The sequence below is a fragment of the Massiliimalia timonensis genome (assembly GCF_900186585.1).
GTDB classification, from domain to species: domain Bacteria; phylum Bacillota; class Clostridia; order Oscillospirales; family Ruminococcaceae; genus Massiliimalia; species Massiliimalia timonensis.
The window spans coordinates 516,223-533,200 of the sequence record NZ_FYDD01000004.1; the positions used below are offsets into that span (position 1 = coordinate 516,223).

Consider the following 16,978-nt stretch of genomic DNA (forward strand, 5'->3'; position numbering starts at 1 on the left):
AAGGGAGCGTAGTGATGGCTTTTCGTGCAGAAGAAAACAAACTCGTATACCACTATGACGCAGAAGAACTTTGGATCGAGCCTTGGGGGGAAAACAGCTTCCGGGTGCGTTCCACCAAAATGGCGCAGATGCCGTCAGAGGACTGGGCGCTGCTGCCTCCGGTCAACTGCAAAGCCGAGATCCAGCTTTATGAGGACGGTTCGGCAAGCATCCGAAATGGGAAGATCCTGGCGAATATGACTCCCGGCGGGAAGCTTAGCTTCCACCGTGGGGACGGAACCCTGCTGCTGAACGAATACGTCCGCAACCGCAGTGACGTGAAAGCGGAATACTGCTCGGCACTGGATATTGAAGCGCGGGAATTCCGTCCGCTTTTGGGCGGGGACTATAACCTTTCCCTGCGGTTTGAATCTACTGCGCCGGACGAAAAGATCTATGGTATGGGGCAGTATCAGCAGCCATACTTGGATTTGAAGGGAACTGACCTGGAACTGGCGCACAGGAACTCTCAGGCAAGCGTGCCGTTTGCGTTGTCATCTCTGGGATACGGCTTCTTGTGGAACAATCCTGCGGTAGGCCGTGTTACCTTTGGGAAGAATATCACTACCTGGGAGGCACAGTCCACCAAGCTGATGGATTACTGGATCACCGCGGGCGACACTCCGGCGGAACTGGAAGAAGCTTATGCCAAGGCAACCGGTACCGTTCCGATGATGCCGGATTACGCGACTGGCTTCTGGCAGTGCAAGCTGCGTTACCAAACGCAGGAAGAACTGCTGGAGGTGGCGCGGGAATATAAACGGCGCAAACTGCCGATTTCGGTCATTGTGATCGACTTTTTCCACTGGCCGTTACAAGGCGAATGGAAGTTTGATCCAACTTATTGGCCGGATCCGGACGCTATGATCGCAGAACTCAAAGAAATGGGGATCGAACTGATGGTTTCCATTTGGCCGACGGTAGACTACCGCAGTGAAAATTTTGACGAGATGATGGAAAAAGGTTACCTGATCCGCACTGACCGCGGGTTCCGCATCGGGATGGATTTCCAAGGGAACACCATCCATTATGACGCCACCAATCCGGGAGCGCGGGAATACGTTTGGCAGAAGGCGAAGAAAAATTACTATGACAAAGGCGTTAAGCTGTTCTGGCTGGACGAGGCGGAACCGGAATACACAGTGTATGATTTTGACAATTACCGCTACTATCTGGGGCCGAACGTACAGGTCGGAAACTGGTATCCGGTCATGTATGCCAAAACATTTTTTGACGGGATGCAGGAACAGGGACAGGAAAATATCCTGAACCTGTTGCGCTGTGCATGGGCGGGCTCCCAAAAATACGGTGCCTTGGTATGGTCCGGCGATATTCACTCCAGCTTTTCCTCTTTAAGAAACCAGTTTGCGGCTGGTTTGAATATGGGACTGGCTGGAATCCCATGGTGGACAACTGATATTGGCGGTTTCCATGGGGGCTGGGTCGATGATCCAAATTTCCACGAACTGTTGATCCGCTGGTTTGAATACGGCACGTTTTGCCCGGTGATGCGTCTGCATGGGGACCGGGAGCCGCATAAACCGCAGTATGGCACTACTGGAGGCGCGACCTGTGTTTCCGGCGCAGATAACGAGGTGTGGTCTTATTCTCCGGAAGTGCTGGATATCTGCACTAAATACCTGTTTTTACGGGAACGTCTGCGTCCTTATGTGACAGAACAGATGAAACAGGCACACGAAAAGGGGACACCGGTGATGCGTCCGCTCTTCTATGATTTCCCACAGGATAAAAAGGCGTGGGATGTGGAAGATGAATACCTTTTTGGGCCGGACATTTTAGTGGCTCCGGTCATGTATGCAAAGCAGTTGAAACGCAGCGTCTATCTGCCTGAGGGGGCTTCCTGGACCAACGCTTGGACTAAGGAAACTTATGATGGCGGTCAGATGATTGACGTTGATGCACCGATCGACTGTATTCCGCTGTTCTTAAAGAACGGCGCACAGCTTCCGATTCAAGAGTAGAAAATAAAGACAAATAAAAAAGCAGTCAAATTTGACTGCTTTTTTATTTGTCTATTGAAGCCATAAGATACTGGAAACGTCCCGATCGATGAAAATAAGTTCCTTTCCGCCGTCATATGCAAAAAGTTCTCCGGTGTAGGATTCCGTGCTGTAGTTCTGAATCATGGCGATATAAGAACTGTCATATGCAGCATAGTCATGGACGTTTTGGGCAATCTCTGTTTCTGTACCGTTGTCCATTAACACCAACGTACCCGAAAGGGAGTCCTGCCGGTAATCTTTCATCACCATGACTTTGCCGTCCTCTAAAAAAGTAGAAAGATAAGGCGCTACCCCTTTGGCAAAGCATTTTCCATCTACATACAGATCGGCTGTATTTCTGTCCTCAGAAACATTCTGATAATACCATACCTGGGAACCGCTTAACAGGAAATGGGAAACATTTTGATATAGTGCTTCCGGCTGTTGCTTCCCATCATCGCTGACTTTTACCCGATAAAGGGTCCCCGTTTGATCTTCCTCATGTTCGCGCAGCAAATAGTAATAAGCGGAGTGAGCTTCATTAAACTGGAACGATTGTGCAAATTGGCCGTTTACATCTATGCTGGTTTCCACCCCGTTTACGGCGAAGCATGGCTGGGAAACCGTATTGGATTCCCGCCCGGAATCGATCAATTGAGCCAAATCCCCGACCGTGGTGTATTTATTTGCTTCTGACAAATTGACTTGAAACGGTTCTTCTTCCAGTTCCTTGGAATATTCGATAATTGGTTTTTCTGCCGGGTTCAAATAGGTTCCTGCTTCGGAGATGTTTTCTGCAACACGGACAATCTCAGTGCCATTGTAATAATAAAGAATTGTATTGGTGTATGCATAAGTGTTGTTTTCTATTTCCTGCCGAAGCTTGTCACGCCATTCATAGTCTGGGGTCGGCTCGTAGAAATAAGGGGATAAGGTATAATCTCCGGTGGTGACAGCAGAGTATCCTTGTCCTTTTCCCTCTTCCGCTTCCCGGACTAATTCCTGTTCAGCATGCAGCACGACATCGTCCCCCTTTTTGCTGAGGGTAAACGTAATATGAACTTCTCCACCTTCTTTCATATCAATCACAGTAACAGCGGAGCCGTCAGACTGTATTTGCGCTTCCGAGGTAAAGTCTTGGACAATGTAGTCGTTGAAACGGTAGGTCAGTTTATTGTCGCTGACAGAAAGAATTTCCACGTATGGAGAGAAGATACTGGATTCAGATTTTTCCCCGTACCACTCGGCGTCAATAAATCTGGAAAAGCTTAAAATATCCTGCCCTTCTTTTTCCGCTTGATCTGCCTTAGCCATATCATCGTTGATCAGTTCTTTTAAAGGGCGGCTCGTTTCTTCATTAGTCGTAAAATAACAGGTGCCATCCGGATATAATTGTACGATGGAATCAATATTCTCAGTCAACCTTTGGGAATCATCCTGACCGATGTCATAAGCGTACAGGGAATCCTCTTTTTGATAATATACTGTTTTTCCGTTTTTGGAGGGAACAAACACCTTGATGTCAGCTGCAATTTTTCGGCTGGGTTCTTTGCCGTTCGGGTCCTTGAAGAAGAGGCCGTCATCAGTATTCAGAAAATAAAGCCGGTCATTTTCAGCGTCAAAATAAAAAGAACTCACGTCAGAGAACAGGGATTCCGGTTCTTGCTTGGAAAGGTCATATCGATAAAGCCGACCGTCTTCTTCTAAATAATAGACGCTTTTTTCATCTTTGGAAAAGCTAAATCCATATTCTTCCACATGATCAGAAATTAACAGGCGTTCCCCTTTGCGAAGCGCCTTGCCGTTTAGCGGCTGATAGTATAAACAACGATTTTCACTGTCTTGCTGGTCTATATAAAGCATATTTTTTTGTTTGCTATCATAAACCGCTCCGTAAACTTCAGATGAGTAATCCGACGTATGGACAAACGAAAAGTTTTCCCCGTCTAATTCTGGAAGAGTCAGCCGCACTTCATCATTCTTTTGATACATTAACAGATGTTGCTGCTCCGTTCCCTTCAAAATGAAAAATATCACAAGAGCCAGAACGATCAAAAGGAGAACAGCAGCGCCGGAAATAAGCAGGATAAGCTGCTTTTTGGAAAATTTTTTCGGTGGTTTTACAGGTTCTGAACAGACATTTGTTTCTGCTGTGTTCGCAAAGGAAACGTCAGGAGTGGGGATTTCTGGAATAGGAGAGGGAGGATCGCCTTGAAAAGAGTTCGAAAGCGGAGTTTGTTCTAGTAAAGAACCCGATTCTGCATCAGGCTGTTGTTTTCCGCAATGATAGCAGAACGAGTTTTCATCTTCCAACTGCACGCCGCAGAAAGGACAAAATTTAGCCATAGATTGTCGCTCCTTTTGGTGAAAAATAATAATGATATTAAAATAATCATACTATGTTCATGTTGTCCTGTCAATATCCGTATCAAAACCAGAGAAGAACACATTTCGGACAATCAGCGCGCCATATGTATACAGTATAGAAAGGTGGCAGATTGTTATGTTTATGGACTGGATTTCTGTGGTAATGGAAAAATTGTTGTTTCTGGCATTACATGTTGAAGGAATAGGAACATTTCCGAAACCATTATCTGCGGAGGAAGAACGAAAATGCTTTGAGGAAATGCGCCAAGGCAGTGAAGAAGCACGAGGAAAATTGGTGGAACATAATCTGAGATTGGTTGCTCATATTGCCAAAAAATATTATGCTTTAAGCGGGGATCAGGATGATTTGATCTCTATTGGGACGATTGGATTGATCAAATCTATCAGCACTTTCAGCTATGATAAAGGCACCCGATTCGCAACGTATGCCAGCAGGTGTATTGAAAATGAAATCCTAATGCATTTCCGAAACATCAAGAAAAGTGCTTCTGACGTTTCTATCAGCGACCCGATTGATTCGGATAAAGATGGAAACACGCTGACTTTGATGGATCTTGTGGCGGATGAAACCTGTATGATAGACCGGATCGACCTGAGATTAAAATCAGAAAAGCTGTATCGCTGCATCGAAAAAGAACTGGATGAACGGGAAAAATTGATTATCCAGCTGCGGTATGGCCTTAACGGAAGGAGACCGCTGACCCAGCGGGAAATTGCTAAAAAGCTAAAAATTTCCCGTTCCTATGTATCCCGCATCCAAAAGAAGGCGATCGCTACGTTAAGAAAATGCTTTGCAGGAGATGAATTGTAGAAAAAGCGTTGGTGCAGAATGCACCAACGCTTTTTCCGGATGGAACAAATATATGATTTAGAGGCCCAATACATCATGTAAATAACGTCTGGAGACCATTGCTGATTTATAGTTGCAGACTGGTTGAATATCCAATTCTACGCAGAGGACGCCATCGTAACCATTTTTTTGCAGGGATTTGTAGATCCCTTTAAAATCAACAGTTCCAACCCCTAATGGACGGAAACGCTTCATCGGCCATTCCGGATGAACGGTTTCGTCTGGATCGACATCCTTTAAATGGACATATGCCAGGCGGCTCGCATATTTGTCAAAGGCCTTGACCGGATCCATTCCAGCCAGCGTTGTGTGTGCAGTATCCAAACATAGATAAACGAGTTCAGGATCAGTATATTCCATCAGCAGGTCGATCTGTTCTTCGGTAAATACTGGAGTGTTAGCATGCGGATGGAAGCAGGCATACATTCCGTTTTCCCGGCACAGCTTGCCGATTTTGTTGGAGAGCTCTGCATATTCGCGGATGCGGGCGTCGTCAGTTGGACGGTTATTTGGAGCGTCTTCCCACATAACTCCCTGCAAATTCAAATAGGTCGCACCAGTGCGTTTCATGAAATCAACGTATTCTAAAGCGCTTTGATAATCAGCCTCAGGATCATTGGTGTAATGCTCGTAAAGGTTTACCAGCTCCAGATTATATTTTTTTAGTAAGCCGTTGACTTCGTCTGCGTCGTTATCAAAATATTTGGTGATAAACGCAAAGTTTTCTACAGCTTGATACCCTAGGTCGGAAACTTCTTTCAAAAATTGTTCAAATTCCCATTTGTAATTGTCTTCGTGGTTAATAAGCCACGTCCAGCCGGTATATGCGATTTTCATAACAGGTTCCTCCTTGTTTGGTCGTATCTTTACGGCAAAAAGCCGTTATATGTAATGGTTTAAAAGTTGACGCCGGCTACCAGCGCAATATTGGCATATGAAGTGGTTTCCCCGGTTCGGATTACTGCTTTGGCCTGCGCGAGCTTCCGTTTAAACTCTTCATGGCAGAGCTCTGATTCAGGCAGCCCGGGCAGGGACTGACGAATCTGCTGATAAAGATTTTTGCTCTGGGTTTTGATCTCTGTCGCTATAAAGAAGGACTCGATCACAAGTTCTTCTTTTACTGCCTCCAGTACATCCATGAATTTTGGGATATCCCTAACTAAGGACAGGTCGATCACTGGGACTCCCTTCGGAATCGGCAGCCCCGGATCAGCGATCACCAGAAATTCTGTATGCCCGATCCCGGCTATCACAGCGCATAGCTCTGGATTTAAAATACCACTTTTCTTCATACACATCCACTCTTTTCGTTTGAATTTGTGTGAAACCAGAGATTAGTATCTGGTTTTTGTAGTTTTTCGATAAATCAGTTTGGGCTCTAGACGGATGTTCTTTTCTTTTAACACTATATTACTGATCAACTCTAACAGCATGGCGACAGATCTTCTTGCCAGTTCAGCGATCGGCTGTTCAATGGTGGTGAGCGGAGGATCCAGTAAGGCGCCAAATTCGATGTTGTCAAAACCGATCACTTCGACCTCTTCCGGGATCCTGATCCCCAGCTCTTTCAAAGCCTGAACCTCTCCAAGCGCGATTACGTCGCTGCTTGCAAGTACGGCAGTAAAGGGGATCTGGTCCTGATGCATCTGCATCACACAGTTATAGCCAGATTGGATGCTGTGCTTGCCAATGCACATTAGCTGGGGCAGCGCTTCGATTTTGTGTGCCTGTAAAGCGTAATGGTATCCTTCGATTCGCTCTTTGGATGTTGCGGCGCCGACTGGGCCTGATAAAAATGCGATTTTGTGATTGCCGCTTTGGATCAGTTGTTCAGTAGCAAGGAAAAAAGCATATTCATTATCCACATAAACGCCGCCGCTCAACTCACTTTGGGTTTGGATCTTCCGGTCTACCATTACACAGGGAATGCCGTATTTTTGAAACCGTAGATGTCCCTCTATTTGTTCCGAGACGGCCGAAGCCAGGATCACGCCGTCTACATGCTTCGTGATCATCACTGCAATGCAGCGTTCCTCCTTTTCAGGAAGATTGTCCGTGGTACAGACCAGTACGGTATATTTTTTTTCAAAGGCATAGCTTTCGATCTGCTGGACCAGTGTTGCGAAAAATTGATTGGAAATATCCGGTACGATCACGCCCAGTGTTTTTGTTTTGGAAATCGAAATCCCGCGTGCCAGCAGATTAGGACGATATTCCAACTCGTCGATCACAGCTTGGACACGCCGCCGCGTTTCTTCGCCAACTCCGCTGGTACTGTGATTTAACACCCGCGAAACCGTTGCTTTCGATACATTAGCCATTCTGGCGATATCATCCAATGTTACCTTCATGATATTCGCCCCTTCCCATGGGTAGAATCTATTGATTGTGTTGTAAGAAGTTTTGTTAGGTTGTTGACAAGAATGTAAAGATTAGAGTAATTGATTAGCTAAATCGTTTTACCTATTTGGGATACAGCTATTATAAATAAGAAACTTCGTTTCGTAAACCGGAATTCTCTTTAAATTATAAAGGTCAAATTTATTGAGGTTTTACAATCTTTTTTAAAATGAAAGTTATTTTTTAAAAAGCGATTGACAAGGCGTATCCCCTGCACTATTTTAAAAATATGCTTTCCCAGACAGGTGTAATGTTTTGGCAGCTGTTTTTGGGAAAATAATTTAGCAGGGGGGGTACTCCTCTGCATGATCACAGGAAAGGAACGCGGGCATGCGTGTAACCATTAAGGACATAGCACGAAAAACCGGACTGTCAGTATCCACAGTGTCGCTAGTGCTGAATAATAAGCCGCACCGCATTTCAGACCAGACCAGGCAGAAAATTTTGGATACCGCGCGGGAGATGAACTACCATCCCAATCAACTGGCTGTAGGTCTGATCAAAAAAAAGACCAACACCATTGGCCTGATCATTCCGGATATTACAAACGGATTTTTTGCGGAGATCTCTAAAGGGGCGGAGGTAGCCTGTCAAAAACAGGGGTACAGCATGATACTGTGCAATTCCAATGATAACCCCAAAAAAGATATTGACTATACGAATGTTCTGCTGGAACGCGGGGTAGATGGCATTATCTTTGCTATGGCAGTGAACTCCACGCACAATAAAGCGGCAGAATGCTATGAACTGCTGCGCCATTTTGACAAGCCGGTGGTATTGGTAGACCGGATCGTAAAGGAACTTCCCCTGCTGTCTGTTTCCAGTGATAATGAACAGGGCGGGTATTTGGCTGCCAAGCACTTGCTAAAGCTGGGACATAGGAGGATCGGCTGCATTACCGGCCCTATGGGGTCGCAGTCTTCTAAGCAAAGGTTGTTTGGATATATCCGTGCGATACAGGAATTTTCTGTGCCGTTCCGGTCCGAACTGGTCGCGGAAGGCGACTATCATGCCGATTCGGGGTACCGGCTGTCACAGCATTTGCTGGAGGAAGGGGCGACGGCGATCCTGGCCTGCAATGATATGATGTCTTACGGGGTATACCGTGCTGCGCGCCAGCAAAATTTAAAAATACCGGAAGACCTGTCCGTTGTTGGCTTTGACGACGTTACCTTCTCTGAAATGCTGGAGGTCCCTCTGACCACTGTTGCACAGCCGGCATACCAGATGGGGAGCGAGGCTGTAAATACTTTGCTGGGGGTGATCTCCGGTGAAGAGGCAGAAAAGGAAAGCCTGGTATTTCAACCGGAACTGATGATCCGGAAAAGTTCGGCGCCACCCAAAAAGACGATAGAGGAGGAAGCTTAAATGCCCAAAATACTTGTTTTTGGCTCTTTGAATATTGACGACGTATACACGGTAGAACATTTTGTAAGACCAGGGGAAACCATTCATCCGCTGCAATACCAATCCTTTCCGGGAGGCAAGGGATTAAACCAGTGTGTGGCGTTTGTCCGCGCAGGGGCACAAACCTATTTGGCCGGAAAAATCGGGGAGGACGGACATCTGCTGACCCGTTTTTTGCAGGAAGCCGGGGTGGACAGCCAGTATGTACTGCCATCGGAATGCCGGACCGGGCGGGCTACGATCCAGGTAGACGCCCAGGGACAGAACAGCATCATCCTGTACCAGGGGGCCAATGCGGACATTTCGGAAGAGGACATCAATGAGATCCTCTCTACATTTGAGGCGGGAGATATTCTAGTGACGCAGAATGAAACGAACGCCACGGCTATGTTGATTGAAAAGGCTTTTCAGGCAGGGCTTCAGGTCGCGTTTAACCCTTCCCCGATCGACGCATCTATCCAATCCTGCGACCTGTCAAAGGTGACATGGCTGTTTATCAATGAAATCGAAGGGGAAGAGCTGACAGGACAAAGCGAACCGGAGCAAATTTCGGCTGAATTGCTGCGCCGGTACCCTGATTTGAAGATCATCTTAACTTTGGGGAAACAGGGCGTGCGCTATCAGGAGCAGGGGCTTGTGGCAGAGCATGGGATATATCCGGTGCCTGTTGTGGACACAACAGCGGCGGGGGATACCTTTACCGGATTTTTCTTGGGCAGCATAGCCCGCGGAGAAACGCCGCAGTCTGCCTTGCAGCTGGCTTCGGCTGCTTCCTCCATCGCGGTATCGGCAAAAGGGGCGGCGATTTCTATCCCCGCTTTAGAAGAAGTGATCCAATTTATTAAATTACATAAACAGGAGGAATCATTATGAAATCAGAAGGAATTTGGGTCGTAGAACCAAACAAGATCGAGATCCGGACCATTGACGTTCCAGACCCGGAGTACAATCAAGTTCAAATCGAAACCAAGGCATGCGGCGTCTGCGCGTGGGATTCATACCTTTATCAGGGAATCAGCGCGCCGGGACCGATCCCGTACATGATCGGCCATGAGGCGGCAGGCGTTGTGGTAAAGGCCGGGGCTGGCGTTAAAAACGTGAAGCCGGGCGACAAGGTATTCTGCGCAAGCGGCAGCAACGACATGATGAACCAGTATTTTAATGTGGACAGCGACTGTGTGGCAAAAATCCCGGATGATACTACCGATTATGTTTCGTGGGTCGCGGAACCCACTGTGTGCGTTGTCAATTTGCTGGCGATCACCAATATCCAGCCCGGTGATAAAGTGGCATTAGTAGGCGCCGGGTACATGGGTCTTTTGACCCTGATGGGCCTTCAGGCTTATCCAATGGGCGAGATCACCGTCTTTGAAAAGCGGGCAGACCGTTTGGCTATGGCGAAAGAATACAACCCGACCTATTGCTTTGACCCGGATTCGGAAGAAGGAAAAGCACATATCGAGAAACTGGTAGCCGAAGGCGGCGTAGATGTTGTGATTGATTTTGGGGCAACAGATTCCGCTTATGCGCTGGCAGACAAACTGATTTTGCATGATGCGGGAAAATTTGTGCTGGGTTCCTGGCACCGTCATGAAGAAACCTTTGACGGTACCCATTGGCATTTGAGCGGGGTCACTGTTTACAATCTTTCCCCGAACTCCAACGCGCATTTCCGCGAAATGATCCCGCGCACCTGCGAACTGATCAAACGCGGGGTATATCAGCCCGGAAAACTGGTCACCCATGTAGCGGATTATCACGATGCTGAACCGGTATTCCTGAAATCCATCAGCAAAGAGGATGGATATATGAAAGGCGTTATCACCTTTTAAATAAATTTGGTAAAAAATCTTCTCCTTTATGAAAAGGTATGGCGGATAAAATATCCGCTATACCTTTTTTGTTTTTTTGCGCAAAAGGAACAAAAACATGAAACTTTTTTGAAGAAACGCATTTTTTAATCGAAAAACACTATAATTTATCTTGAATATTGTATATTTTGCACAACCAAAAACGGAAATTGTTACCAGTTTTTTAACTTTACGAAACAAAGTTTCCTCATTATAATGACTACATTGATTCGAGTAAAACGATTTAGCTAATCGCGAAAAGCCCTTTATCACATGTGTTTGGAAGCAGGATTTGGCGATCAGGTTTGTTGCTATCGTGCAAATTTCAGCAGCAAATCTTGCCGAATCTTGTGGAAATTTGGAATCTATTATATTAGGAGGTATATCAGTATGAAAAAAATTTTAGCAGGTTCCTTGACAGCTGTTTTATTGGTTGGGCTATTGGCCGGTTGCGGCAAAACAGACAATGAAACAAGCGGTAACGCCAATACTGGAGATGCTGGGAAAGCGACTACCATTACCCACTGGGAAATGGTGAACGGGCCGGCAGATACCTATGAGGCGGCGGCTAAAAAGATCGTTGAAAATTTCAACTCCAGCAATGACCAAAACATTACCGTTGAGCTACAGATGACGCCTTGGGATAACTTTTATCAGACATTCCTGACGGCAATTACTTCCGGCGCAGCACCGGACACCAGCACAGGCGCTTCTACCCAGCCATTGCAGTATGCGCTGATGGGAGAGATTTTGGACTTGCAGCCGATCGTTGACCAGTGGAACGAAGAAGGCAATGATATTGTCAACCAGTTCCCGGAAGGCAGCCTTGACATGCTGACCTATGACGGGGAATTGACCGGCCTGCCATGGGCACTTGACCCGCGCGGCCTCACATACCGTACCGATTACTTTGAACAGGCTGGTATTACAGAACTGCCTACGACCTGGGAAGAGTTTTTAGATGTCTGCAAAAAGCTGAAAGAATGGAACCCGGATATTGTTCCGTTTGTATTTGGCGGCGCTGACCAGATGAGCACCCAGACCATGATGATGTTCCTGATGCAGAACGGCACCGGGTTCACCAACGAGAATGTTGAAGCGGACTTTACCAGTAAAAATGTAACAGAAGCCTTGGAATTCCTTCACGAGTTAGCTTCCAACGGATATATTTCTGAAGGGACCGCCAGCTATAAATCGGCGGACGCAGAGAAAATGTACTGTTCTGGAACAGCGGCGATCTGGTTCAACGGAATGCCGACTGCGACCATCGATTATGAAGACGTTGCCGCAAACTCCTCTGTGCTTCCGGCAATGGCGGGACCAAGCGGCGGCGACGCACGTTACTACACATGGATCAACTCCATTATGGCTTACACGCAAAGCGATGCCCCTGATGCGTGCCGTGCATTCATCAAATACTGGATCGAAAACGAACTGACCCTGTTCACAGAAGGCGGATGCAGCCAGCTTCCGGCACGCGCCGACCTGCAGACGGACAAATTCTTCTCTGATACATGGTACACCAAAGAATTCTCGGAAAAAGTAGTTCCTGTCGCAGTTCCTCAGAGCTGGCCGGCTCCGGCGCTGTTCCCGGCGTTCTCTCAGATCGAGGGCGAAGATTATCCGGGTAAAGCGCTGCAGGCTGTTATTACCGGCGATACTGATTACGAAAAAATCCAGAAAGAAACCAATGACCTGATTGCGACCGCGATCGAAGATTACGGCGCGGATTACGATGAAGAATAAGACCTGATTTTGGACACTGCAATCATCATAGTTAGGTAGCTGTTCCCCTGTCTGGGGACTTCAGGCAGGGGAACAAACATTTTTATTAGGAAATGGGATAGCTGCTAAGGCTAAGTCATAGAGGTGGTAACTGTAATGAGTAAAAATAAATCCCACAAAACAACTGCTCTGAAAAATAAACGTTTAGGATACATATTGCTGATTCCCGCCAGCGTTTTAATAGCTTTGGTCAGCCTGTACCCGTTAATAAACGGTATCATTTTAGGCTTTCAGGACTATAACCTGCTAAGACCTAAAAAGCGGGCCTTTGCAGGGCTTGATAATTTTATCGAGATCTTAACAAAAGACTCTGAATTTTATAGTACGCTGGCATTTTCATTTATTTACACGATCTTTGTTGTGATCGTAGCCTATATCTTAGGGCTATGTTTTGCAATGCTTTTAAACCGGGACATTAAAGGGCGCGGTATTTTCCGGATGCTGATCTTGATTCCGTGGGTCATCCCGTCAGTTGTAGCGACCACTAACTGGCTGTGGCTGTTAAACGACCAGCTTGGCTTTGTGAATCGAACGCTACAAAACCTGCATATCATCAAAGAACCGATCCTGTTTTTGGCAGATGCAGATCTGGCAAAGATCACAGTCATTTTTACTGGGGCATGGAAATCCTTCCCGTTTATGATGATCGTTTTGCTGGCTGGGCTTCAGGGGATCTCGGCTGATCTGTATGAATCTGCTTCCATTGACGGGGCTGGATTCTTCAAAAAATTCTGGTACATCACACTGCCTTCTCTAAAATCGGTCAGTATGATCTCCACGATTTTAATGTTCCTGTGGACCTTCAATAACTTTGAAAATATCTATCTGCTGACACGCGGCGGCCCGATGAATTTCACCTATACACTGCCGATCCTCTCTTACTATACGGCGTTTATCCGCAGTAATATCGGTTATGCTTCGGCGATCGCCACGATCATGCTGGTAGTTTTGTTGGTTGTTGCAATGCTGTATATGAAAGTATTGAGCAACCGGGATAAATATGAATAAGGAATGGAGGGGGATTTATGAGTAAAAAATTTCGGCAGAAAGTAAACAAAAAGAAAGTTACCCTTGATGTGCTGACTTATGCCGCTTTGATCATCATCGTGTTTTTAGTGAACCTTCCATTTATCTCAATGCTAGGTACTGCTTTCAAGGGGAAATCGGAGGCGCTAAGTTCTACCGCGCTGTTCCCGTCAGAATTAAAATTTGATTCCTTTATCCGGGTGCTTACCAAAACAAGTTTCCCGGTCAATATCTTAAACAGTGCGATCGTTTCTGTCACTGTCACAGTTTGCTGTATTGCACTGGCGGTATGCGCCGGGTATGCGATCTCCCGTTTCCGCGGGACGGTCTTTAACCTGTATGGGATCTTTGTCCTGCTGCTGCAGATGTTCCCGGCAATGCTGATGCTAATTCCGCTGTTTGTGATTTTTAATTCCCTGCATTTAGTGGATACGATCTATTCTGTTATGATCGCTTACACTGCGATCAACCTGCCGTTCTCCATTTGGATGACGAAAGGCTTTTTCGACACGATCCCGTTTGACATCGAAGAAGCGGCCATGATGGACGGCTGCAACCAATTTACCGCCTTTTTAAGGGTCGTGCTTCCGATCTCTATGCCTGGGATCTCGACCGTTGGGATCTTTACCTTTATCAATGCATGGGGCGAATACACTTTGGCAAGCATCTTCTTGCGGACGGACGGCGTGCAGACCATGACGATCGGCCTGCAAAAGTTCGTAATGCAGTTTACCAGTGACTGGCCGGCGCTGATGGCGGCGTCCAGCGTTGCAACAGTGCCAACCTTGATTTTCCTGCTGATCGCGCAGAAATATCTGATCAAAGGAATGGCAGCCGGCGCTGTAAAGGGATAGACAATCCTAATAAGATAACCCAAAACAGAGGGCAGGGGGATTTTCCCCTGCCCTTATTGTTTATGACAACGCCCGCCTTGCAATGGGGATAGGGCTATGCTATAATAATTGGAAAGCAATACCGGAATACTAAGATTAAAAACAAAGGAGAAGCGTATGGCATCCTATGATTATTTAATTGTCGGCGCGGGCCTTTTCGGGGGCGTTTTTGCACAGCAGGCAGTACAAAACGGGAAAACATGCCTGGTGGTGGAACGCCGTGCAAAAATCGGCGGGAATGTGGCGTGCGACGTTGTGGAGGGGATCGACGTCCATACCTATGGGGCGCATATTTTCCACACGCATCATGATAGGGTTTGGGATTATGTCAACCGGTTTGTAACGTTTAATCACTATATCAATTCCCCAGTCGCCAACTACCGTGGGGAACTGTATAATATGCCCTTTAATATGAATACATTCCATGCGATGTGGGGGGTAAACACCCCGAAAGAGGCAAAAGAAAAAATAGAAGCGCAGTGCGCCGCAATCACCGGGGAGCCAAGGAATTTGGAAGAGCAGGCCATCCGGCTGGTGGGAAAGGATATTTATACCAAGTTGGTGAAAGGGTACACAGAAAAACAGTGGGGACGAGACTGCAAAGATCTGCCGGCCTTTATTATTCGCCGGCTTCCGGTGCGGTACACCTTTGACAACAATTATTTTAACGACCCGCATCAGGGCATCCCCGTCGAGGGGTATAACGCTCTGTTTGAAAAGCTGTTTGAGGGCTGCGACATCATTCTGGAAACAGATTTTTTACAGGACCGGGAAAGATGGACCAGCCAGGCGGAGCGGGTGGTGTACACCGGTACGATCGACTCTTATTTTGATTACTGTTACGGCGCCTTGGAATACCGAAGCCTGCGTTTTGAAACCGAGGTGTTGGACACGGATAATTTCCAAGGGGTAGCTGTCGTCAACTATACCGATCGAGAAACGCCTTATACCCGGATCATTGAGCACAAGCATTTTGCCTTTGGAACACAGCCCAAAACGGTGATCAGCAGGGAATATCCCAGCGAGTGGAAACTGGGGATGGAGCCGTATTATCCGGTGAATGACGAAAGGAACCAGAAGCTGTATCAGAAATATAAGGAGCTGGCAGAAAAAGAAAACAATGTCTTATTTGGGGGACGGCTGGCAGAGTATCGTTACTATGATATGGATGCTGTGGTCTTTTCAGCCCTCACAGCGGCGAAAAAAGAATTTGGGATGGTCAAGTAAACGGAGGATAGCATGGCACAGGAGATTAAGATCAGCGTAATCATGCCGGTATATAATGTAGAACAGTTTGTGGGAAAGGCGATCGAAAGCATCCAAAATCAAACCTTGAAAGAATTTGAATTTTTGATCGTCGATGACGGGACGCCGGACCAGAGCGGGAAGATCTGCGACGAATATGCGCAGAAAGACCCGCGCATTCAGGTGTTCCATAAGGAAAACGGCGGGGCGCCCAGTGCAAGGAACCTGGCGATCGACCGGGCGCGGGGAAAATACATGTACTTTATGGATTCAGACGACTGGGCGGAGCCAACCATGCTGGAGGATATGTACCGCCTTGCGGAAGAACACCATGCCCAGCTGGTAGTAGCAGGGTTTTACATTGAAACCTATTATAATGATACGGAATATGTCACCACAGAACTGTCCTGCCCGGACCGGGTGTTTCAGACCCAGCGGGAGTTCCGGGAGAACGCATACCAGTTGTTTGACAAAAATCTGCTGTACACTCCTTGGAACAAGCTGTTTTTGTCTCAATATTTGTTAGACAACGGTCTGCGGTTCCCGCAGACTTGGATGGACGATTTTCCCTTCAACCTAATGGTGATCCGGGAAGTGGAAAGGGTAGTTGTCACGTCAAAGAAATACTATCATTTTATGCGGGCACGGGCAGAGTCGGAAACCGCGCGTTACCGTGACGACCTGTATCCCAAGCGGGAGGAAGAGCACAGTTGGATGCTGGACCTGTATGGCCATTGGCAGGTCAGCAATGAGCCAAGTATGGAAATGGTGTCGCGCCGGTACATAGAACGGGTCATTGGCTGCCTTGAAAATGTGACGAACGTAAACTGTACTTTGGACCGGAAAGGATGCCGCGCCGCGATTCGTGAGATCATTCGGAATCCCCGTGTCAGCGAAGCTTTAAAAACAGCAAGGCCCCGTTCGGCCTACATGAAGCTGATGCTGCTTCCGGTGCGCTGGAAAAACGTGACGCTTTGCTATTACGAAGGGAAAGTCATTTCATGGGTCAAGACCAAAAATGTAAAGATGTTTGCAAAGCTAAAGGCCGGCAGGTGATCATTCTGTCGGCTTTTGCCGTATCAAGGAGGATAC

Annotated in this window: 14 protein-coding genes; 10 read left to right on the top strand and 4 right to left on the bottom strand. The window is 47.0% G+C overall.

The window, feature by feature from the left end:
* The first annotated feature begins 14 nt into the window (after nt 1-14).
* The gene (locus CIB36_RS10285) at nt 15-2,021 is read left to right on the top strand and encodes a glycoside hydrolase family 31 protein (RefSeq protein ID WP_093989465.1); all 2,007 of its coding nucleotides are present in this window, start codon (nt 15-17) and stop codon (nt 2,019-2,021) included.
* 51 nt (nt 2,022-2,072) lie between these two features.
* Here the strand turns inward: CIB36_RS10285 and CIB36_RS10290 are convergent, their stop codons facing one another.
* Nucleotides 2,073-4,388 carry a zinc ribbon domain-containing protein gene (locus tag CIB36_RS10290; protein WP_093989466.1) on the bottom strand — a complete coding sequence of 772 codons (2,316 nt, stop codon included), beginning with the start codon at nt 4,386-4,388 and terminating at the stop codon, nt 2,073-2,075.
* Between the two features lie 157 nt (nt 4,389-4,545).
* Here CIB36_RS10290 and sigK point away from each other — a divergent pair, with 157 nt between their 5' ends.
* The gene (gene sigK / locus CIB36_RS10295) at nt 4,546-5,241 is read left to right on the top strand and encodes an RNA polymerase sporulation sigma factor SigK (RefSeq protein WP_093989467.1); all 696 of its coding nucleotides are present in this window, start codon (nt 4,546-4,548) and stop codon (nt 5,239-5,241) included.
* 57 nt (nt 5,242-5,298) lie between these two features.
* Here the strand turns inward: sigK and CIB36_RS10300 are convergent, their stop codons facing one another.
* Genes CIB36_RS10300 through CIB36_RS10310 form a run of 3 tightly spaced genes read right to left on the bottom strand, consistent with a single transcriptional unit; the run spans nt 5,299 to nt 7,631 of the window.
* A complete protein-coding gene (locus CIB36_RS10300) occupies nt 5,299-6,117 on the bottom strand; it encodes a sugar phosphate isomerase/epimerase family protein (protein WP_093989468.1) in 819 nt (272 codons plus the stop codon).
* A 59-nt stretch (nt 6,118-6,176) separates the two neighbouring features.
* A complete protein-coding gene (gene rbsD, locus CIB36_RS10305; protein ID WP_093989469.1) occupies nt 6,177-6,572 on the bottom strand; it encodes a D-ribose pyranase in 396 nt (131 codons plus the stop codon).
* Between the two features lie 42 nt (nt 6,573-6,614).
* Nucleotides 6,615-7,631: a LacI family DNA-binding transcriptional regulator gene (locus CIB36_RS10310; RefSeq protein WP_093989470.1), complete on the bottom strand. Its 1,017-nt coding sequence runs from the start codon at nt 7,629-7,631 to the stop codon at nt 6,615-6,617.
* A gap of 379 nt (nt 7,632-8,010) precedes the next feature.
* On the opposite strand from CIB36_RS10310, the gene CIB36_RS10315 reads away from it, so the two are divergent.
* The 8 genes from CIB36_RS10315 to CIB36_RS10350 all read left to right on the top strand — a co-directional run bounded on the left by CIB36_RS10315 (nt 8,011) and on the right by CIB36_RS10350 (nt 16,942).
* Entirely contained in the window at nt 8,011-9,048 is a 1,038-nt protein-coding gene (locus tag CIB36_RS10315) for a LacI family DNA-binding transcriptional regulator (protein WP_093989471.1), read from the top strand.
* Entirely contained in the window at nt 9,049-9,960 is a 912-nt protein-coding gene (locus tag CIB36_RS10320; RefSeq protein ID WP_093989472.1) for a ribokinase, read from the top strand.
* Nucleotides 9,957-10,919 carry a zinc-dependent alcohol dehydrogenase gene (locus tag CIB36_RS10325; RefSeq protein ID WP_093989473.1) on the top strand — a complete coding sequence of 321 codons (963 nt, stop codon included), beginning with the start codon at nt 9,957-9,959 and terminating at the stop codon, nt 10,917-10,919. The genes CIB36_RS10320 and CIB36_RS10325 overlap by 4 nt, the downstream gene beginning before the upstream one ends.
* A gap of 408 nt (nt 10,920-11,327) precedes the next feature.
* Complete coding sequence (locus CIB36_RS10330) at nt 11,328-12,683, top strand: ABC transporter substrate-binding protein (RefSeq protein ID WP_158662663.1); 1,356 nt, start codon at nt 11,328-11,330, stop codon at nt 12,681-12,683.
* Nucleotides 12,684-12,818: 135 nt separating this feature from the next.
* Nucleotides 12,819-13,730: a carbohydrate ABC transporter permease gene (locus tag CIB36_RS10335; protein ID WP_093989475.1), complete on the top strand. Its 912-nt coding sequence runs from the start codon at nt 12,819-12,821 to the stop codon at nt 13,728-13,730.
* Between the two features lie 17 nt (nt 13,731-13,747).
* Nucleotides 13,748-14,602, top strand: a complete 855-nt coding sequence (locus CIB36_RS10340; RefSeq protein ID WP_093989476.1) for a carbohydrate ABC transporter permease — start codon at nt 13,748-13,750, stop codon at nt 14,600-14,602.
* 156 nt (nt 14,603-14,758) lie between these two features.
* Entirely contained in the window at nt 14,759-15,868 is a 1,110-nt protein-coding gene (gene glf, locus CIB36_RS10345; protein WP_093989477.1) for a UDP-galactopyranose mutase, read from the top strand.
* Between the two features lie 12 nt (nt 15,869-15,880).
* The gene (locus CIB36_RS10350; RefSeq protein WP_093989478.1) at nt 15,881-16,942 is read left to right on the top strand and encodes a glycosyltransferase family 2 protein; all 1,062 of its coding nucleotides are present in this window, start codon (nt 15,881-15,883) and stop codon (nt 16,940-16,942) included.
* The last annotated feature ends 36 nt before the right edge of the window (nt 16,943-16,978 follow it).

Bases quoted from the DNA above. Each gene is read 5' to 3' on its own strand.
- CIB36_RS10285 (WP_093989465.1), top strand. From the start codon at position 15: ATGGCTTTTCGTGCAGAAGAAAACAAACTCGTATACCACTATGACGCA.
- CIB36_RS10290 (WP_093989466.1), bottom strand. From the start codon at position 4,388: ATGGCTAAATTTTGTCCTTTCTGCGGCGTGCAGTTGGAAGATGAAAAC.
- sigK (WP_093989467.1), top strand. From the start codon at position 4,546: ATGTTTATGGACTGGATTTCTGTGGTAATGGAAAAATTGTTGTTTCTG.
- CIB36_RS10300 (WP_093989468.1), bottom strand. From the start codon at position 6,117: ATGAAAATCGCATATACCGGCTGGACGTGGCTTATTAACCACGAAGAC.
- rbsD (WP_093989469.1), bottom strand. From the start codon at position 6,572: ATGAAGAAAAGTGGTATTTTAAATCCAGAGCTATGCGCTGTGATAGCC.
- CIB36_RS10310 (WP_093989470.1), bottom strand. From the start codon at position 7,631: ATGAAGGTAACATTGGATGATATCGCCAGAATGGCTAATGTATCGAAA.
- CIB36_RS10315 (WP_093989471.1), top strand. From the start codon at position 8,011: ATGCGTGTAACCATTAAGGACATAGCACGAAAAACCGGACTGTCAGTA.
- CIB36_RS10320 (WP_093989472.1), top strand. From the start codon at position 9,049: ATGCCCAAAATACTTGTTTTTGGCTCTTTGAATATTGACGACGTATAC.
- CIB36_RS10325 (WP_093989473.1), top strand. From the start codon at position 9,957: ATGAAATCAGAAGGAATTTGGGTCGTAGAACCAAACAAGATCGAGATC.
- CIB36_RS10330 (WP_158662663.1), top strand. From the start codon at position 11,328: ATGAAAAAAATTTTAGCAGGTTCCTTGACAGCTGTTTTATTGGTTGGG.
- CIB36_RS10335 (WP_093989475.1), top strand. From the start codon at position 12,819: ATGAGTAAAAATAAATCCCACAAAACAACTGCTCTGAAAAATAAACGT.
- CIB36_RS10340 (WP_093989476.1), top strand. From the start codon at position 13,748: ATGAGTAAAAAATTTCGGCAGAAAGTAAACAAAAAGAAAGTTACCCTT.
- glf (WP_093989477.1), top strand. From the start codon at position 14,759: ATGGCATCCTATGATTATTTAATTGTCGGCGCGGGCCTTTTCGGGGGC.
- CIB36_RS10350 (WP_093989478.1), top strand. From the start codon at position 15,881: ATGGCACAGGAGATTAAGATCAGCGTAATCATGCCGGTATATAATGTA.